This window comes from Massilia sp. GCM10023247 (assembly GCF_042653325.1).
Classification (GTDB): Bacteria; Pseudomonadota; Gammaproteobacteria; order Burkholderiales; family Burkholderiaceae_D; genus Telluria.
The window spans coordinates 161,680-176,384 of the sequence record NZ_JBHSIB010000024.1 but is presented as its reverse complement, the minus strand read 5'-3'; the positions used below and the strand labels follow the sequence as shown (position 1 = coordinate 176,384).

Below are 14,705 nucleotides of genomic sequence, written 5' to 3'. Positions count from 1 at the left end.
CCAGCAGGGCCTCGCAGGACGCATCGGCGGCAAATCGTCTATAGTGATGCTTCTGTACAAATATTATCCTTTCCATGAAATTTGACGTTGCAATCGTCGGCAGCGGCCTTGCCGGCCTGTCGGTGGCCCTGCATCTTGCGCAGACGCGCTCGGTTGCCATCATTTCCAAACGTGCCCTGCTCGATGGCGCCAGCAACTGGGCCCAGGGCGGCATCGCCGCCGTGCTCGACTCGGGCGACAGCCACGACCAGCACATCGCCGACACGCTGGTGGCGGGCGCCGGCCTGTGCGACGAGGGGGCCACCCGCTACATCGTCGAGAACGGGCGCTCCGCGATCGAATGGCTGATCGAACAGGGCGTGCCGTTCACCCGCGACGCCAGCGCCGAGCTGGGCTTCCACCTGACCCGCGAGGGCGGCCACAGCCAGCGGCGCATCATCCATGCCGCCGACGCCACCGGCCACGCGGTCCAGGTCACGCTCGAGCAGAAAGTGCGGGCCCACCCGAACATCACCCTGTTCGAACACCACTGCGCAATCGACGTCATCACGTCCGACAAGCTGGCCGCCAAGGGCGAGCACGGCGCGGTGCACGGCGGCGTTCCCCACCTGGCCGGCCAGCCGCGCTGCTACGGCCTGTACGTGCAGGACGAGCAGAGCGGCGAGGTGCTGACCTTCGAGGCCGAGCACACCGTGCTGGCCACCGGCGGCGCCGGCAAGGTTTACCTGTACACGACCAATCCCGACACCGCCACCGGCGACGGCATCGCCATGGCCTGGCGCGCCGGCTGCCGCATCTCGAACATGGAGTTCATGCAGTTCCACCCGACCTGCCTGTACCACCCGTACGCGAAATCCTTCCTGATCACCGAAGCGATCCGCGGCGAAGGCGGCCTGCTGAAACTGCCGCCCGATTCGGCGCAGGCGGGAGGCACGCGCTTCATGCCGGCCCACGACGAGCGGGGCGAGCTGGCCCCACGCGACGTGGTCGCCCGGGCGATCGACTTCGAGATGAAAAAACGCGGCCTCGATTACGTGCACCTCGATATCAGCCACCAGAGCCCCGAGTTCCTGAAAGAGCACTTCCCGACCATCTACGCGCGCTGCCTGGAACTGGGCATCGACATCACCAAGGAACCGATTCCTGTCGTGCCCGCGGTGCACTTCACCTGCGGCGGCGTGGTGACCGACCTGGCCGGGCGCACCGACATCGCCGGCCTGTACGCGGTCGGCGAGACCGCCTGCACCGGCCTGCACGGCGCCAACCGCCTGGCGAGCAACTCGCTGCTCGAATGCGTCGTCGTCGGGCGCGCCTGCGCCAGCCAGATCGCGGCCGCCCCACGCATCGACAACCCGGCGCTCCCGCCCTGGGACGAGAGCCGGGTGACGAACGCGGACGAGGAAGTGGTCATTGCCCACAACTGGGACGAACTGCGCCGCTTCATGTGGAATTACGTCGGCATCGTGCGCACCACCAAGCGCCTCGAGCGCGCCCAGCACCGGATTGCGCTGCTCAAGGAAGAAATCGACGAGTACTACCGCAACTTCCGGATCACGCACGACTTGCTTGAATTGCGCAACCTGGTCGACGTCGCCTCGCTGATCGTCAACAGCGCGCTGTCGCGCCACGAAAGCCGCGGCCTGCATTTTTCGCGCGATTATCCGGACACGCTGCCGAAGGCCCTGCCCAGCGTGCTCACTCCGGCAAGGCGTTGATCCCGCGCCGGCCACGTCGCACGTGGCCGGCCGGTCCGTCATGCGCTTGCCCTTTGTCCCATGAAAAACAGACTCACCGCCTCGACCGCCCTGCTGCTGTGCGCCGCGCCCGCGCTCTGGGCCGGCAACACCATCGTCGGCCGCCTCGTGCGCGAGGCGGTGCCGCCGATGACGCTCAACCTGATGCGATGGAGCATCGCGTTCCTGATCCTGCTGCCGCTCGGGCGCGCCGCCCTGCGCCCGGAGAACGGGGTGCTGGCCAACTGGCGCCGCTACAGCATGCTCGGCCTGCTCGGCGTCGGCCTGTACAACTCGCTGCAATACCTGGCCCTGCAAACCTCGACGCCGATCAACGTGACCCTGGTTGCCTCCGGCCTGCCGGTCTGGATGCTGCTGGTCGGGCGCCTGTTCTTCGGGGCGCCGGTCAGGCGCAAGCAGATTGCCGGCGCCGTGCTGTCGATCGCCGGGGTACTGGTCGTGCTGTGCCGCGGCGACCTGGCCCAGCTGGCGGCGCTGCGCCTCGTGACGGGCGACCTCTACATGATCCTGGCGACCATCGCCTGGTCCTTCTACAGCTGGCTGCTGATGCAGCAGCGCGACGTTCCCGGCCTGCGCAGCGACTGGGCCGCCTTCCTGCTGGCCCAGGTCGGCTTCGGCGTGCTGTGGTCGGCAGGCCTGAGCGGCGCCGAATGGGCGCTCCAGGGCGTCCGCATCGCGTGGAGCTGGCCGGTCGCCGCCGCCCTGCTGTATGTCGCGATCGGGCCGGCCATCCTCGCGATGCGCGCCTGGGGTGCCGGCGTCCAGCGCGCCGGGCCGACCGTCGGCGCCTTCTTCGTGAACCTGACGCCGCTGTTCACGGCCCTGTTGTCGTCGGCCTTTCTCGGCGAGGCGCCGCACCTGTATCACGTCCTCGCCTTTGTCCTGATCGTCGGCGGCATCGCGGTCTCGGCACGCTGAGTAGGCTTCGCCAAACATCCTCCGCGGTATCGTGTTCCGGCTGATCCGGCAAGGATGCTACGATCCCATCCGACGGGAGGATCGCAGAAGATGGCTGAAGGTTTGATGCAACTGGCGGCCGCGAACGTGGCCGCCCAGGGCGCCGGCGCGCTCGCCGACTTCCTCGTGCAGTATCCACGAACGCTGGTGCTGACCGGGGCCGGACTGTCGACCGCCTCCGGCATTCCCGATTACCGCGACCGCGATGGCGTGCGCCGCGGCCGGGAACCGATCCAGGGCCCGGAGTTCCGGCGCTCGCCAGCCGTGCAGCGCCGCTACTGGGCGCGCAGCATGGTCGGCTGGCCGGTGCTGGCCCAGGCCAGCCCGAACGCCGGCCACCGCGCATTGGCCGCGCTCGAAGGCGGCGGGCGCATCGGGCCGCTGCTGACCCAGAATGTCGACGGCCTGCACCAGCAGGCCGGCAGCAAGGCCGTGCTGGAGTTGCACGGCAACATACACGCGGTGTGCTGCCTCGACTGCGGCGCGCGCGTGACGCGTGCCTTCGTGCAGGAGCAGCTGGTCGAGGCCAACCCGCAGTTCGCGGGCGCCATGGCGACGCCGCTGCCGGACGGCGATGCCCAGGTCGAACCGGCCGCGCTCGACCATTTCCGCGTGCCGGCCTGCACCCGTTGCGGCGGGACCTTGATGCCTGACGTTATTTTCTTCGGAGATACCTTGCCGCCTGCGCGTACTGCGCTGGCGCTGGCGCAGATGGAGGCGGCCGAGGCGCTGCTGGTGGTCGGCTCCTCCCTGATGGTGTATTCGGGATTCCGCTTTTGCCGGCTCGCCGCGCAGGCCGGCAAGCCGATTGCCGCCGTCAACCTGGGCCGCACCCGCGCCGACGAGCTCATCGCTCTGAAAATCGAGGAATCGGCCGAACGCCTGCTGCCGCAGGTAGCCGATTTGCTGCATGCCTATTCCGCGCCGGCTCCGGCCGGCCTCATCCAATAAAGGGGAGTACTTTGACGACATCGTTCACCGACATCACCGGCAGTACCGATACCCGCTGGCGCAAGGGCGCCCTCCTGGCCGGCCTCGGCCTGGCCGCCTCCTACCTGTTTGTACGCAGCAAAACCGCCCAGGCGGAACGCGACAACCCGCCACGCGGGAAATTCATCGAGGTCGACGGCGTGCGCCTGCACTACCTCGAGCGCGGCAGCGGCCCCGCGCTCGTGCTCCTGCACGGCAATGGGGTGTACGCCAACGATTTCGAGTACAGCGGCCTGGTCGACAAGCTGAGCGAGCGCTACCGCGTGATCGCCTTCGACCGCCCCGGCTTCGGCTACAGCGAACGGCCGCGCACCACGCTCTGGACGCCGGACGCCCAGGCCCGCCTGTTGCACCACGCCCTGCAGGAGCTCAAGATCGACTCGGCGATCGTGCTCGGGCATTCCTGGGGCACGATGGTGGCGCTGGCGATGGGCCTGCAGGTGCCGGACGCGGTGCGCGGCCTGGTGCTGCTGTCGGGTTATTACTATCCGACGCTGCGCCTGGACGTGCCGGTCGCGGCCCAGCCGGCCATCCCGCTGATCGGCGACCTGCTGCGCCACACGGTCACGCCGCTGCTGGCACGCCTGCTGTGGCCGCTCACGACGAAGCACATGTTCGCCCCGCAGCCGGTGCCCGAGCGCTTCCGCCAGTTGTCGCCCTGGATGGCGCTGCGCCCCGGTCAGGTGCGCGCCAGCGCGGCCGAGGCGGCGCTGATGGTGCCGGCCGCCCGTTCGCTGTCGAAACGCATCGAGCGCCTGCAAGTGCCGGTCCAGATCGTGGTCGGCAGCCAGGACAAGGTGATCAAGCCGTCCGCCGCTTCCGAGCGGCTGCACGAGGACGTGCAGGCGCAGGACGGCTCGAGCGAACTGCACCTGATGCCGGGCGCCGGCCACATGGTGCATTACGCCCATCCCGACCAGGTGGCGGCGGCGGTCGATGCCATTGCCGCCCAGGTCGGCGAGCCGGTCGCCCTGCGCAGTCCGCAGGCCGAAGCCCTGGCGCGGGCGAGCGAAAGCGGCGTGTAAGGCGTAGGGTGGAGTCCCCGACTCCACGCGTGAAAGCCGCGTCGCGTTAGCTTGCTTTTCCCCCGCAGCACCGCAAAAAAAACGGGCGGATCAATCCGCCCGTCTCTCTCACACCAAACCGCCAGCCTTACCCCACGATCCGCAAGGAATAATCCGTCGCGCGCACATCCTTGGTCAGGCTGCCGATCGAAATCCGGTCGACCCCGGTTTCGGCAATCGCCCGCACCGTCTCCATGTTGATCCCACCCGAGGCCTCGAGCAGCGCGCGGCCGCCGTTGACCTGCACGGCCTCGCGCATCATGTCGAGGTTGAAGTTATCGAGCAGCACCGACTTGACGCCGGCCGCCAGCGCTTCCTCGAGCTGGGCGATGGTCTCGACTTCGATCTGTACCGTCACGCCTGCGTTCAGGGCAGCCGCATTCTCCAGCGCGCGGGTCACGCCGCCGGCCGCCGCGATGTGGTTTTCCTTGATCAGGATGCCGTCGTACAAAGCCATGCGCTGGTTCTTGCCGCCGCCGACGCGCACCGCGTACTTCTGCGCCTGGCGCAGGCCCGGCAGCGTCTTGCGGGTATCGAGGATCGCTGCGTTCGTGCCCTGGATTACGTCGACATACTTGCGCGTGGCGCTGGCCACGCCCGAGAGCAGCTGCATGAAGTTCAGCGCGGCGCGTTCGGCCGTCAGCAGCGAACGCGGCGAGCCTTCGATGGTGCAGACGACGCTGTCGGGCGTCATCATGTCGCCTTCGGCATAGTGCCAGTCGATGTCGATGTCCTGGTCGACCGCCAGCATCACGCCTTCGAACCAGGGCGCGCCGCACAGCACGGCCGCCTCGCGCACGATGACGCGGGCCTTGGCGCGCGGCTCGCTCGGCACCAGCATGCCGGTCAGGTCGCCGGTGCCGACATCTTCCAGCAGCGCGGCCAGGATGTTCTGCTCGAAGCTCGCCTGCAGCTTCTCGTCGAAGGCGTCGTGGGGGTTACTGAGCGTAGTAGATGCGGTCGTCATGCCGGCCCCACATTCGAAAACAGCTGGGTGTTCTGCTCGAGCGCGCCGGTCGGCAGCGCTTTCGCCTTCTTGGCGGCGGCGAAATCGAGCATGCGGTCGATCGCGCGCACGGCTTCGCGGCCGATGGCCGGGTCGACGAAGACTTCGTTGGCGCCGGTTTCCAGCACCTCGGCCAGGTTCTTGAGGCCATTCATCGCCATCCACGGGCAGTGCGCGCAGCTCTTGCAGGTGGCGCTGTTGCCGGCCGTCGGCGCTTCGATGAAGTGCTTGCCGGGCGCGGCCATGCGCATCTTGTGCAGGATGCCGTTGTCGGTGGCGACGATGAAGGTGGTCGCGTCCAGCGTCTGCGCGGCGTTGATCAGCTGGGTGGTGGAACCGACCACGTCGGCCTGGGCCACCACGTTCGCTGGCGACTCCGGGTGCACCAGCACTTTCGCATCCGGATGCTCGGCTTTCAGCAGGTCGAGTTCAATGCCCTTGAATTCGTCATGCACGATGCATGAACCCTGCCACAGCAGCATGTCGGCGCCGGTCTGCTTCTGGATGTAGGAACCGAGGTGGCGGTCAGGCGCCCACAGGATCTTCTTGCCCTGCTCGTGCAGGTGCTTGACGATGTCCAGGCCGATCGACGAGGTCACCATCCAGTCGGCGCGCGCTTTCACGGCGGCGCTGGTGTTGGCGTAGACGACGACGGTGCGGTCCGGGTGCTGGTCGCAGAAGGCCGCGAACTCGTCGGCCGGGCAGCCCAGGTCGAGCGAACAGGTCGCTTCGAGGTCCGGCATCAGGATGGTTTTTTCGGGGCTGAGGATCTTGGCGGTCTCGCCCATGAAACGCACGCCGGCCACGACCAGGGTCTTGGCAGGATGGTCGCGGCCGAAGCGGGCCATCTCGAGCGAATCGGAGACGCAGCCGCCGGTTTCCTCGGCCAGGTCCTGCAGCTCGGGGTCGACGTAGTAGTGGGCGACCAGGACCGCCTCCTTTTCCTTCAGGAGGCGCCGGATGCGTTCTTTCAGCTCGCGCTTTTCTTCAAGCGTCGGGGTCGCCGGGGTGCGCGCCCATGCCTGGGCGGTGCAGGCATTGCCGCCTTGCGGGTGGTCGTACTCGTAGGTCTTGATGGGCAGGATGTTCATGCGATGTTGATCTCACATTGATGGCGGAATACCGGTGCTGTCGCGCGGCAGCCGGTCGAACGCGTGGACGGCAGAGCCGTCCACCCTACAACGGCCCGGCACTTAGTCGATGCCCTGGCTCGTCAGGTACTCTTCGTAGGTGCCGCGGAAGTCGACGACTTCGTTTTCCTTCACTTCCAGCACGCGGGTCGCCAGCGAGGAGACGAATTCGCGGTCGTGCGAGACGAAGATCAGCGTGCCCTCGTATTTATCCAGTGCGATGTTGAGCGACTCGATCGATTCCATGTCCATGTGGTTGGTCGGCTCGTCGAGCAGCAGCACGTTGTGACGGCCCAGCATCAGCTTGCCGTACATCATGCGGCCCTTCTCGCCGCCGGACAGCACGCGCACGGACTTCTTGACCTCGTCGCCGCCGAACAGCAGGCGGCCCAGGATCGAGCGCACCGCCAGGTCGTCGTCGCCCTCTTTCGTCCAGCGCCCCATCCAGTCGGTCAGGATGGCGTCGGTGGCGAATTCCTCGGTCGGATCCTGCGGCATGTAGCCGACGTTCGCGTTCTCGGCCCACTTCACGCGGCCCTGGTCGGCCGCCAGGCCGGTGATGTCCTCGCCGCCGATGCAGCGCAGCAGCGTGGTTTTACCCGCGCCGTTGGCGCCGATGATCGCGATGCGCTCGCCCGCTTCGACCATGATCGAGAAGTTCCTGAACAGGGTGCGGTCGTAGGCCTTGGTCAGGCCTTCGGTCTCGACGGCCAGGCGGTGCAGCTTCTTCTCGCCCTCGAAGCGCACGAACGGATAGGCGCGCGAGGATGGCTTGAATTCCTCGATCTTGATCTTGTCGATCTGCTTGGCGCGCGAGGTCGCCTGGCGCGCCTTGGACTTGTTGGCCGAGAAGCGGCGCACGAAGTCCTGCAGCTCGGCGACCTTTTCCTTGGCCTTGGCGTTGTTCGCCAGCTGCTGGTTCCTGGCCTGGGTCGAGGCCAGCATGTAGTCGTCGTAGCTGCCCGGGTAGACCTTCAGCGTGCCGTAGTCCATGTCGGCGATGTGGGTGCAGACCTGGTTCAGGAAGTGACGATCGTGCGAGATGATGATCATCGTCGAGTTACGCTGGTTCAGCACGTCTTCCAGCCAGCGGATCGTGTTGATGTCCAGGTTGTTGGTCGGCTCGTCGAGCAGCAGGATGTCCGGGTTCGAGAACAGGGCCTGGGCCAGCAGCACGCGCAGTTTCCAGCCGGGCGCCACCGCGCTCATCGGGCCATGGTGCAGTTCGCTGGCGATTTCCAGGCCCAGCAGCAGTTCGCCGGCACGCGCTTCGGCCGAATAGCCGTCGTACTCGGCGACCTTGCCCTCGAGCTCGGCCGCGCGCATGTAGTCGTCGTCGGTCGCTTCCGGGTTGGCGTAGATGGCGTCGCGCTGGGCGATCGCGTCCCACAGTTCGGTGTGGCCCATCATGACGACGTCGAGCACGCGCACGTCTTCGTACGCGAACTGGTCCTGGCGGAGTTTACCGAGGCGCTCGCCCGGATCGAGGCTGACGTTGCCGGCCGATGGATCCAGGTCGCCGCCAAGGATTTTCATGAAAGTCGACTTCCCGCAGCCGTTCGCGCCGATCAGGCCATAACGATTGCCGTCGCCAAACTTGACGGAAATGTTTTCGAACAGCGGCTTGGCGCCGAATTGCATCGTGATGTTGGCTGTACTTAGCACTGGTAGGACCTCTAGCGGAGTTTGCGATTAACCGCGTATTTTAACATGCCCCGAAGGGATTCGCCCGGGCGGCGCCCGGGCGCCGCGGCCTCAGGCGGCTGGCTGGCAGCGCAGCGTCGGGTAGTCCGACAGGCGCAGGCTGAAGCCTTCGGCCGTGCTCGCCAGGCGCGCCTGGGCGCCGAAGGGAATCGTCACCCGGCGCGCGATGTGGCCGAAGGAGAGTCCTTCGACCACCGGGATCGGCAGCGTGGCGCGCAGGTAGGCCAGCATGGCCTCGAAATCGTAGCCATTGTCCAGCGGGCCGAGCCGGTAACCGGAGAAGTCGCCCAGCACCAGCGCCTGCTGCCGCTCCAGCACCCCGGCCTGGTGCAGCTGCAGCAGCATGCGTTCGACCCGGTAGGGATGTTCGCTGATGTCTTCCACGAACAGGATGCCGCCATCGATGCGCGGGAACCATGGGGTGCCCACGAGCGAACAGAGCATCGCCAGGTTGCCGCCCCAGATCGTGCCCTCCAGGTCCACGCAGGGGTTGCCGCAGGCCGTCTCCGTGATCGTATGGCTCGGGCCGGCCAGGCAGCGCCAGAAGTGCTCGAGGGTGAACTCGACCGGGTCGAGCGCGCCGAAGTCGCCGGCCACGAAGGGACCGGCATAGCTGAGCGCCCCCGTCTTCGCCATCAGGCCCATCTGCAGGGCCGTGATGTCCGAATAGCCGACGAACAGCTTGCCGCTGGAGGCCAGCCGTTCGAAATCGATGTGCGGCAGCAGGCGCGTCATGCCGTAGCCGCCGCGCACCGTCATCACCACCTGGACGGCGGGGTCGTCGGCTGCCGCATACAGCTGCGCCAGGCGCGCCTCGTCGGTGCCGCCGAAGCGCTGGTGGATCGATTGATGGTCGTAGTAGTTGTGCACGCGGCAGCCGCGCGCCTCGAGACGGGCGATGCCGCGCTCGACCGCGAGCGGGTCCGGCGCATAGCCGCCGGGCGCCACGATGGCGACGCCGAGGGCATCGCCGAAGGAAGAATTAATCACTGTTTGACGAAGAGGCGCGGTGTTGAGTCCGGCGTCATCTTACCCCGTGCATGGAAGTCGATCAAGGTCAGCAGCCGCTCGTTGAGCTGGGCCGGCAGGTCGTGCCCCATTCCCTCGATGAGTTCGAAGCGGGCGCCCGGCACCTGGGCCGCGGTGTCGGCACCGCAGGCAGGCGGTACCAAGGGATCGCAGGCGCCGTGGATGACCAGGGTGGGCACGCTGATCGATTGCAGCAGCGCGCTGCGGTCGGGCGCGGCGGCGACGGCCCGCGTCTGGCGCGCCTCGCCTGCCGGGCAATAGCAGCGGCGCAAGGCGCGCGCCGCGCGGCGCCGCAACTGCTTTTCGGGCGTGGGATAGGCCGGGCTGCCGATCGCCTGCCACAGCGCGACGGTGGCGTCGACGATGGACTCGACCTCGTTCGGGTTGGCCGGCCGCCGCGCCAGCGCCGCGCGCGCCGCCGCGGTCGGCCCGGGCAGGCCGCGCCGGCCGCTGCTCGACATGATCGAGGTCAGGCTCAGCACGCGCTGCGGATGGCGCGCAGCCAGGATCTGGGCCACCATGCCGCCCATCGCGACCCCGACCAGGTGCGCCTTGGCGATCCCGAGCGCCGACAGCACGCCGAGCGCATCGCTGGCCATGTCGTCGAGGCGGTAGGCCGGGCGCAGGGGCAGCCTGAGGAGGGACTTGAACCAGCTCCAGCCGGGCCTGGGCGTGCCGGCACGGTCGAACTTGGTGGACAGGCCGCAATCGCGGTGGTCGAAACGGATGACGTAGAAACCCAGCTCGACCAGGCCGTCGACGAATGCGTCGGGCCAGGCCGTGAGCTGCATGCCCAGGCCATGCAGCAACAGCAGCGGCGTGGACTTGGCGTCCCCCGCCGTGTCGAAGGCGATGCGGATGCCGTTGGCGCTCAGGGTCGGCATGGCATCTGGACCGGCTCCGGTGAAGGAAGCGGACGGATAAAAGGGTGCACGGCTGGTCTCCTGTCGCTGCGCGGTCTCCCAGGGAAGGCACCTGACAAGACCCTCTTGGTGCATTCAGATCGCAGCGCGAGACCAGCATAGCATTTTCGCAGCCAGGGCGGCGCGAGCGCGCGGCGCGCCTCCTTACGGCGGCGCGACACCGCGGCGCGCGCTGGCGCGTCGCTCGGCGAAGAAACTCTTCAGCATGCTGCTGGCCTCGACGGCGAGCACGCCGCCGACCACCTCGGTATGGTGATTCAGCCCCTCATGCGCGAACAGGTCGAGCACGGATCCGCACACGCCCGTCTTCGGGTCGGGCGCCGCGTACACCACCCGCGCCAGGCGGGCGTGCATCATCGCGCCCGAGCACATGGCGCAGGGCTCGAGGGTCACATACAGCTCGCAACCCGGCAGCCGGTAGTTGCCCAGCTTTTCGGCCGCCGCGCGCAGGGCCACGATCTCGGCGTGCGCGGTGGGGTCGTGGCGCCCGATCGGGCCGTTGTGGCCGATCGCGACGACTTCGCCATCCTTGACGAGGACGGCGCCGACCGGGACCTCGCCCTGCAGGCGCGCCTGCTCGGCCGCCGCCAGCGCCAGGCGCATGAAGCGTTCGTCCCGGGCAGCGGCCTCGGGCGTGGCCGCGTCGGCCGCCGGCAGGATCGGGGACAGGTCAGGCATCCGTGATCTCGGCCCAGCAGTTCGGGGTTTCGTGCAGCACCAGCTTGTGCAGGTGCAGGCCGGTGCCGAAGCGGTCGGTATACGCGGCCTTGAGAATGCCGAAGGCGACCTGGGCCAGGTTCTCGACCGTCGGGATGCGGTCGATCACGACCGTCTTGTGGCCGGGCAGGCTGGCGAGGAATTCGCGCACCTTGTCGTCCTTTTCGTAGACCAGGAAGGCGTGGTCCCAGACGTCGACCAGGTGCTCCTTGGCGAGCGCCTTGATGTCGGAAAAGTCCATGATCATGCCGTTGTCGGAATTGCCTTCGGCCTGGATGACCTCGCCGACCAGGGTGATCTCGAGGGTATAGCGGTGGCCGTGCAGGTTGCGGCACTGGCTCTTGTGGTCGGGAATCCGGTGGCCGGCATCGAATTCGAGCTTGCGGGTAATAGTAAGCATGGGTCAGCGTCAGCCTAGTGAAAAGTCAGGGAATCTGGAGGAGTTTATGGGTCTGGAGGCTGAGCTTCCACTTTGGATTGTTGCGGCAGGTCTCGATGGCCAGGCGCGTGTTGTGCGCGGCGAGCGGGCCGTCCATTGGCTGCACGAAGAAATGCTCGAAGTCCAGCCCTTCGTACCGGGCCAGGTCCTGGTTGGCCTGCGGGATCACGACCTTGATTTCGTTGCCCTTCCCGACCACCAGCTGCGAACCCATCTTCGGACTGACACAGATCCAGTCGACGCCGGGCGGCACCGGCAAGGTGCCGTTGGTCTCGATCGCGATCGTGAAGCCGTGCGCATGCATGGCCGCGATCAGCGCGCCATCGAGCTGCAGCAGCGGCTCGCCGCCCGTAAACACCACGTATTTGCTGGCCGCATGGGTGGCCGGCCACAGGCTGTCGATTTCGCGCGCGAGGGCCTCGGCGTCGCGGAACTTGCCGCCGCGCTCGCCATCGGTGCCGACGAAATCGGTGTCGCAAAACTGGCAGACCGCGCTGGCGCGGTCGCTCTCGCGGCCGGTCCAGAGGTTGCAGCCGGAGAAGCGGCAAAACACGGCCGGGCGCCCTGCGTGGGCGCCCTCGCCCTGCAAGGTATAGAAAATTTCTTTGATGCTGTAAGTCACGGTAAACCTCTCGTCAACCCTCCATTATAGCGGCAACCGGGCCCGGTCAGCCAGCGGACCGGCGGTTCGACGGCAAGCGCAGGCGCGGCCCGCGCGCACTTCCATGCGACAAAGGTATTGACTCGCGACAACATCGCCTGCTGCGACAAGCGGTAACTTTACCAGAGGAAATTTCTTATAACCCGTCGGAAGGAGCGTCATGAAGACCGCACTTGCCAGGACAGCCGGCTGCATCCCCGCCCTCGCAGTTCTGTTCGCTTGCGTCGTGGGCGCGCTCTTCCAGGCGACGCCCGCCGCCCCGGGGCTCTCGACCGTCACCACGATCCTCTGGCTGCTCGGCCTGGGCGGCGCGATCTGCCTGCTGCTGCGCCGGGCCATCGATGCCGACGACCGCAGCCGCGAACTGGCTTCCCAGCTCGCCCGCGAGTGCGCTGCGCGCCAGCTTTCCGACAGCCTGCTGCAGGAGACCCAGACCGTGCTGTCGCGCGTGGTGCGCCAGCAGGATGCGATGCGCGACGGCGAGCGCGACCGCATCGCGCGCGATATCCAGGACGACATCGGACAGACGCTGCTGGCGCTGCGGATCGAGCTGTCGCTGCTCCAGGTCGCCAGCAACGGCATCCACCCGACCGTGCACCAGAAGGCCGGGGACATGGTCAGGACGCTCGACCTGGCGCTACGCTCGCTGCGCATCGTGGTCAACGGCCTGCGCCCGCTGGGCGTGAACGAGCGGCTGGACGCGGCGATGGCGCGCCAGCTCGGCGAGTTCACCCGCCTGACCGGCATTGGCCACCGGTTCGACGCGACGCCGGGCGCCTGCGCCGGCGCCGCCTCCGGCCAGGAGACCGACACCCTGCTCTACCGCGTGCTGCAGGAGGTCCTGTCCGGCGTCTCGAACCAGGCCACCGCCACCGAGGTCCGGGTCAGCCTGCAACGCGGCGGGCCCCAGCTGTTCCTGCGAATCGACGACGACGGCGTCGCGCCGCAGGACCAGCCGCGTCCGGCCCTCGCCTGCGACTGCGGCCTGGCCGGCATGCGCCCGCGCATCGAAGCGCTCGGCGGCACCCTCGTGGTGGGGACCAGCCCTGGCAGCGGCCGGCGGCTCACCCTCAGCCTACCCGACCGGCATGGGATGCTGGCGGCCTGAAAAGTCAATCCTGTGAATATTGCTTCACATCAATAGCCTGCCCGGACGGCGGTTGCAGAATCGGTCCTTGTCAGCAATCAATAGATTGCTCAACTGAAAGTTGAAAAGGCCGCCTGATGACCAGTACAGCGATGCAACGCCTGAGCTCGCCGACCAATCCCATGCCGAACCCCGCCACCGGCGCCGTGCTCGACGCGTTCGCGTCGCCGGCCGCGGCAGGCACCGGCCCGGCAGGCAGCGCGCTGGCGCCGGAGGCCGACCTGCGCTTCACCCACCAGCTGCTGCAAATGCTGGCAGTCCCCGTCTTCGTTCTCGACAGTAATGCCCAGGTGCTGATCTGGAACCGTGCCTGCGAACGCCTGACCGGGGTGCCGGCCATCGAAGTCATCGGCACCGAAGACCACTGGCGCAGCTTCTACGACCACCGCCGCCCGACCCTGGCCGACCTCGTCATCCAGAACCGTACCGACGAGATCCGCAACATCTATCCGCGCCACGGCAAGCCGCAGCCGGCCCAGGCTCCGCTGTCGATCGAGACCTGGTGCGACATGCCGCGCGCCGGCAAGCGGCGCTACCTGGCCGCCGACGCCAGCCCCATTTTCGACGAGAACGGGCGCCTGCGCGCCGTGGTCGAGACCCTGCGCGACCTGACCGACGAAAAGATGGCGCAATCGGCGCTGGAGAAGCTCGCCACCCGCGACGGCCTGACGGGCCTGGCCAACCGGCGCTGCTTCGACGACACCCTCGCCGCCGAATGGACGCGCGCCCTGCGCCTGCGCCAGCCGCTGTCGCTGCTGATGGTCGACGTCGACAATTTCAAGGCCTATAACGATGCCAACGGCCACCTCGGCGGCGACGAATGCCTCAAGCGCATCGCCACCGCGGTCGCCAGCGAAATGCGGGCCAACGACCTGGTGGCGCGCTACGGCGGCGAAGAGTTCGCCGTGATCCTGCCGAACCAGTCCCTGAAAGGCGCGGCCATCGTCGCCGAGCGGATCCGGCGCCGGGTCGAGAGCCTGCAGCTGCCCAACGGCCTGGCCCCGTTGCGCCAGGTGACGGTCTCGATCGGCGCCGCCACCGCCATCGCCGGCCCGGACAACAGTTCGAGCGACCTGGTGGCCATTGCCGACGCCGCCCTGTACCGCGCCAAGCACCTCGGCCGCAACCGCATCAGCCTGCCGCTGGGGGACGCCAGCCCCGGTTGACCCGCCGCCCGGCTGGAC

The 14,705-nt window shown here is 67.8% G+C and carries 14 protein-coding genes; 6 read left to right on the top strand and 8 right to left on the bottom strand.

Annotated features, from left to right (window positions below; translation table 11 throughout):
• Positions 1-74: 74 nt before the first annotated feature.
• From nadB to ACFPAH_RS19950, 4 genes are all read left to right on the top strand, one after another.
• A complete protein-coding gene (gene nadB / locus ACFPAH_RS19965) occupies positions 75-1,715 on the top strand; it encodes an L-aspartate oxidase (protein WP_379748814.1) in 1,641 nt (546 codons plus the stop codon).
• Between the two features lie 60 nt (positions 1,716-1,775).
• Positions 1,776-2,672 (top strand): DMT family transporter, encoded by an 897-nt coding sequence (locus ACFPAH_RS19960; protein WP_379748812.1) that lies wholly within the window; start codon positions 1,776-1,778, stop codon positions 2,670-2,672.
• A 90-nt stretch (positions 2,673-2,762) separates the two neighbouring features.
• A complete protein-coding gene (locus tag ACFPAH_RS19955; protein ID WP_379748810.1) occupies positions 2,763-3,662 on the top strand; it encodes an NAD-dependent protein deacetylase in 900 nt (299 codons plus the stop codon).
• An 11-nt stretch (positions 3,663-3,673) separates the two neighbouring features.
• Positions 3,674-4,726: an alpha/beta fold hydrolase gene (locus ACFPAH_RS19950; RefSeq protein WP_379748808.1), complete on the top strand. Its 1,053-nt coding sequence runs from the start codon at positions 3,674-3,676 to the stop codon at positions 4,724-4,726.
• Between the two features lie 127 nt (positions 4,727-4,853).
• On the opposite strand, the gene nadC is transcribed toward ACFPAH_RS19950, so the two are convergent.
• The 8 genes from nadC to queE form a co-directional block, all read right to left on the bottom strand.
• Positions 4,854-5,732 carry a carboxylating nicotinate-nucleotide diphosphorylase gene (nadC, locus tag ACFPAH_RS19945; protein WP_379748806.1) on the bottom strand — a complete coding sequence of 293 codons (879 nt, stop codon included), beginning with the start codon at positions 5,730-5,732 and terminating at the stop codon, positions 4,854-4,856.
• The gene (gene nadA / locus ACFPAH_RS19940; RefSeq protein ID WP_379748804.1) at positions 5,729-6,862 is read right to left on the bottom strand and encodes a quinolinate synthase NadA; all 1,134 of its coding nucleotides are present in this window, start codon (positions 6,860-6,862) and stop codon (positions 5,729-5,731) included. The genes nadC and nadA overlap by 4 nt, the downstream gene beginning before the upstream one ends.
• A gap of 102 nt (positions 6,863-6,964) precedes the next feature.
• Complete coding sequence (locus tag ACFPAH_RS19935) at positions 6,965-8,566, bottom strand: ABC-F family ATPase (protein WP_379748802.1); 1,602 nt, start codon at positions 8,564-8,566, stop codon at positions 6,965-6,967.
• 90 nt (positions 8,567-8,656) lie between these two features.
• Positions 8,657-9,595, bottom strand: a complete 939-nt coding sequence (ldcA, locus tag ACFPAH_RS19930) for a muramoyltetrapeptide carboxypeptidase (protein WP_379748800.1) — start codon at positions 9,593-9,595, stop codon at positions 8,657-8,659.
• Positions 9,592-10,518, bottom strand: a complete 927-nt coding sequence (locus ACFPAH_RS19925; RefSeq protein ID WP_379748798.1) for an alpha/beta fold hydrolase — start codon at positions 10,516-10,518, stop codon at positions 9,592-9,594. Before ACFPAH_RS19925 ends, ldcA begins: the two co-directional genes overlap by 4 nt.
• A 183-nt stretch (positions 10,519-10,701) precedes the next feature.
• Positions 10,702-11,235, bottom strand: a complete 534-nt coding sequence (gene tadA / locus ACFPAH_RS19920; RefSeq protein WP_379748796.1) for a tRNA adenosine(34) deaminase TadA — start codon at positions 11,233-11,235, stop codon at positions 10,702-10,704.
• A complete protein-coding gene (gene queD, locus ACFPAH_RS19915) occupies positions 11,228-11,674 on the bottom strand; it encodes a 6-carboxytetrahydropterin synthase QueD (protein ID WP_379748794.1) in 447 nt (148 codons plus the stop codon). The genes tadA and queD overlap by 8 nt, the downstream gene beginning before the upstream one ends.
• Positions 11,675-11,699: 25 nt before the next feature.
• Positions 11,700-12,335 (bottom strand): 7-carboxy-7-deazaguanine synthase, encoded by a 636-nt coding sequence (gene queE / locus ACFPAH_RS19910; protein WP_379748792.1) that lies wholly within the window; start codon positions 12,333-12,335, stop codon positions 11,700-11,702.
• Between the two features lie 199 nt (positions 12,336-12,534).
• Here queE and ACFPAH_RS19905 point away from each other — a divergent pair, with 199 nt between their 5' ends.
• Both ACFPAH_RS19905 and ACFPAH_RS19900 read left to right on the top strand, forming a co-directional pair.
• Positions 12,535-13,482 (top strand): sensor histidine kinase, encoded by a 948-nt coding sequence (locus ACFPAH_RS19905; RefSeq protein ID WP_379748790.1) that lies wholly within the window; start codon positions 12,535-12,537, stop codon positions 13,480-13,482.
• 287 nt (positions 13,483-13,769) lie between these two features.
• On the top strand, positions 13,770-14,687 hold the full coding sequence (locus ACFPAH_RS19900; RefSeq protein WP_379749099.1) for a sensor domain-containing diguanylate cyclase: 918 nt from the start codon (positions 13,770-13,772) through the stop codon (positions 14,685-14,687).
• Positions 14,688-14,705 lie beyond the last annotated feature (18 nt).

Excerpts from the sequence above, each read along its gene's own strand:
- ACFPAH_RS19925 (WP_379748798.1), bottom strand. The coding sequence starts at position 10,518 with ATGCCGACCCTGAGCGCCAACGGCATCCGCATCGCCTTCGACACGGCG.
- ACFPAH_RS19905 (WP_379748790.1), top strand. The coding sequence starts at position 12,535 with ATGAAGACCGCACTTGCCAGGACAGCCGGCTGCATCCCCGCCCTCGCA.
- ACFPAH_RS19955 (WP_379748810.1), top strand. The coding sequence starts at position 2,763 with ATGGCTGAAGGTTTGATGCAACTGGCGGCCGCGAACGTGGCCGCCCAG.
- tadA (WP_379748796.1), bottom strand. The coding sequence starts at position 11,235 with ATGCCTGACCTGTCCCCGATCCTGCCGGCGGCCGACGCGGCCACGCCC.
- ACFPAH_RS19960 (WP_379748812.1), top strand. The coding sequence starts at position 1,776 with ATGAAAAACAGACTCACCGCCTCGACCGCCCTGCTGCTGTGCGCCGCG.
- nadC (WP_379748806.1), bottom strand. The coding sequence starts at position 5,732 with ATGACGACCGCATCTACTACGCTCAGTAACCCCCACGACGCCTTCGAC.
- queD (WP_379748794.1), bottom strand. The coding sequence starts at position 11,674 with ATGCTTACTATTACCCGCAAGCTCGAATTCGATGCCGGCCACCGGATT.
- ACFPAH_RS19900 (WP_379749099.1), top strand. The coding sequence starts at position 13,770 with ATGCTGGCAGTCCCCGTCTTCGTTCTCGACAGTAATGCCCAGGTGCTG.
- nadB (WP_379748814.1), top strand. The coding sequence starts at position 75 with ATGAAATTTGACGTTGCAATCGTCGGCAGCGGCCTTGCCGGCCTGTCG.
- nadA (WP_379748804.1), bottom strand. The coding sequence starts at position 6,862 with ATGAACATCCTGCCCATCAAGACCTACGAGTACGACCACCCGCAAGGC.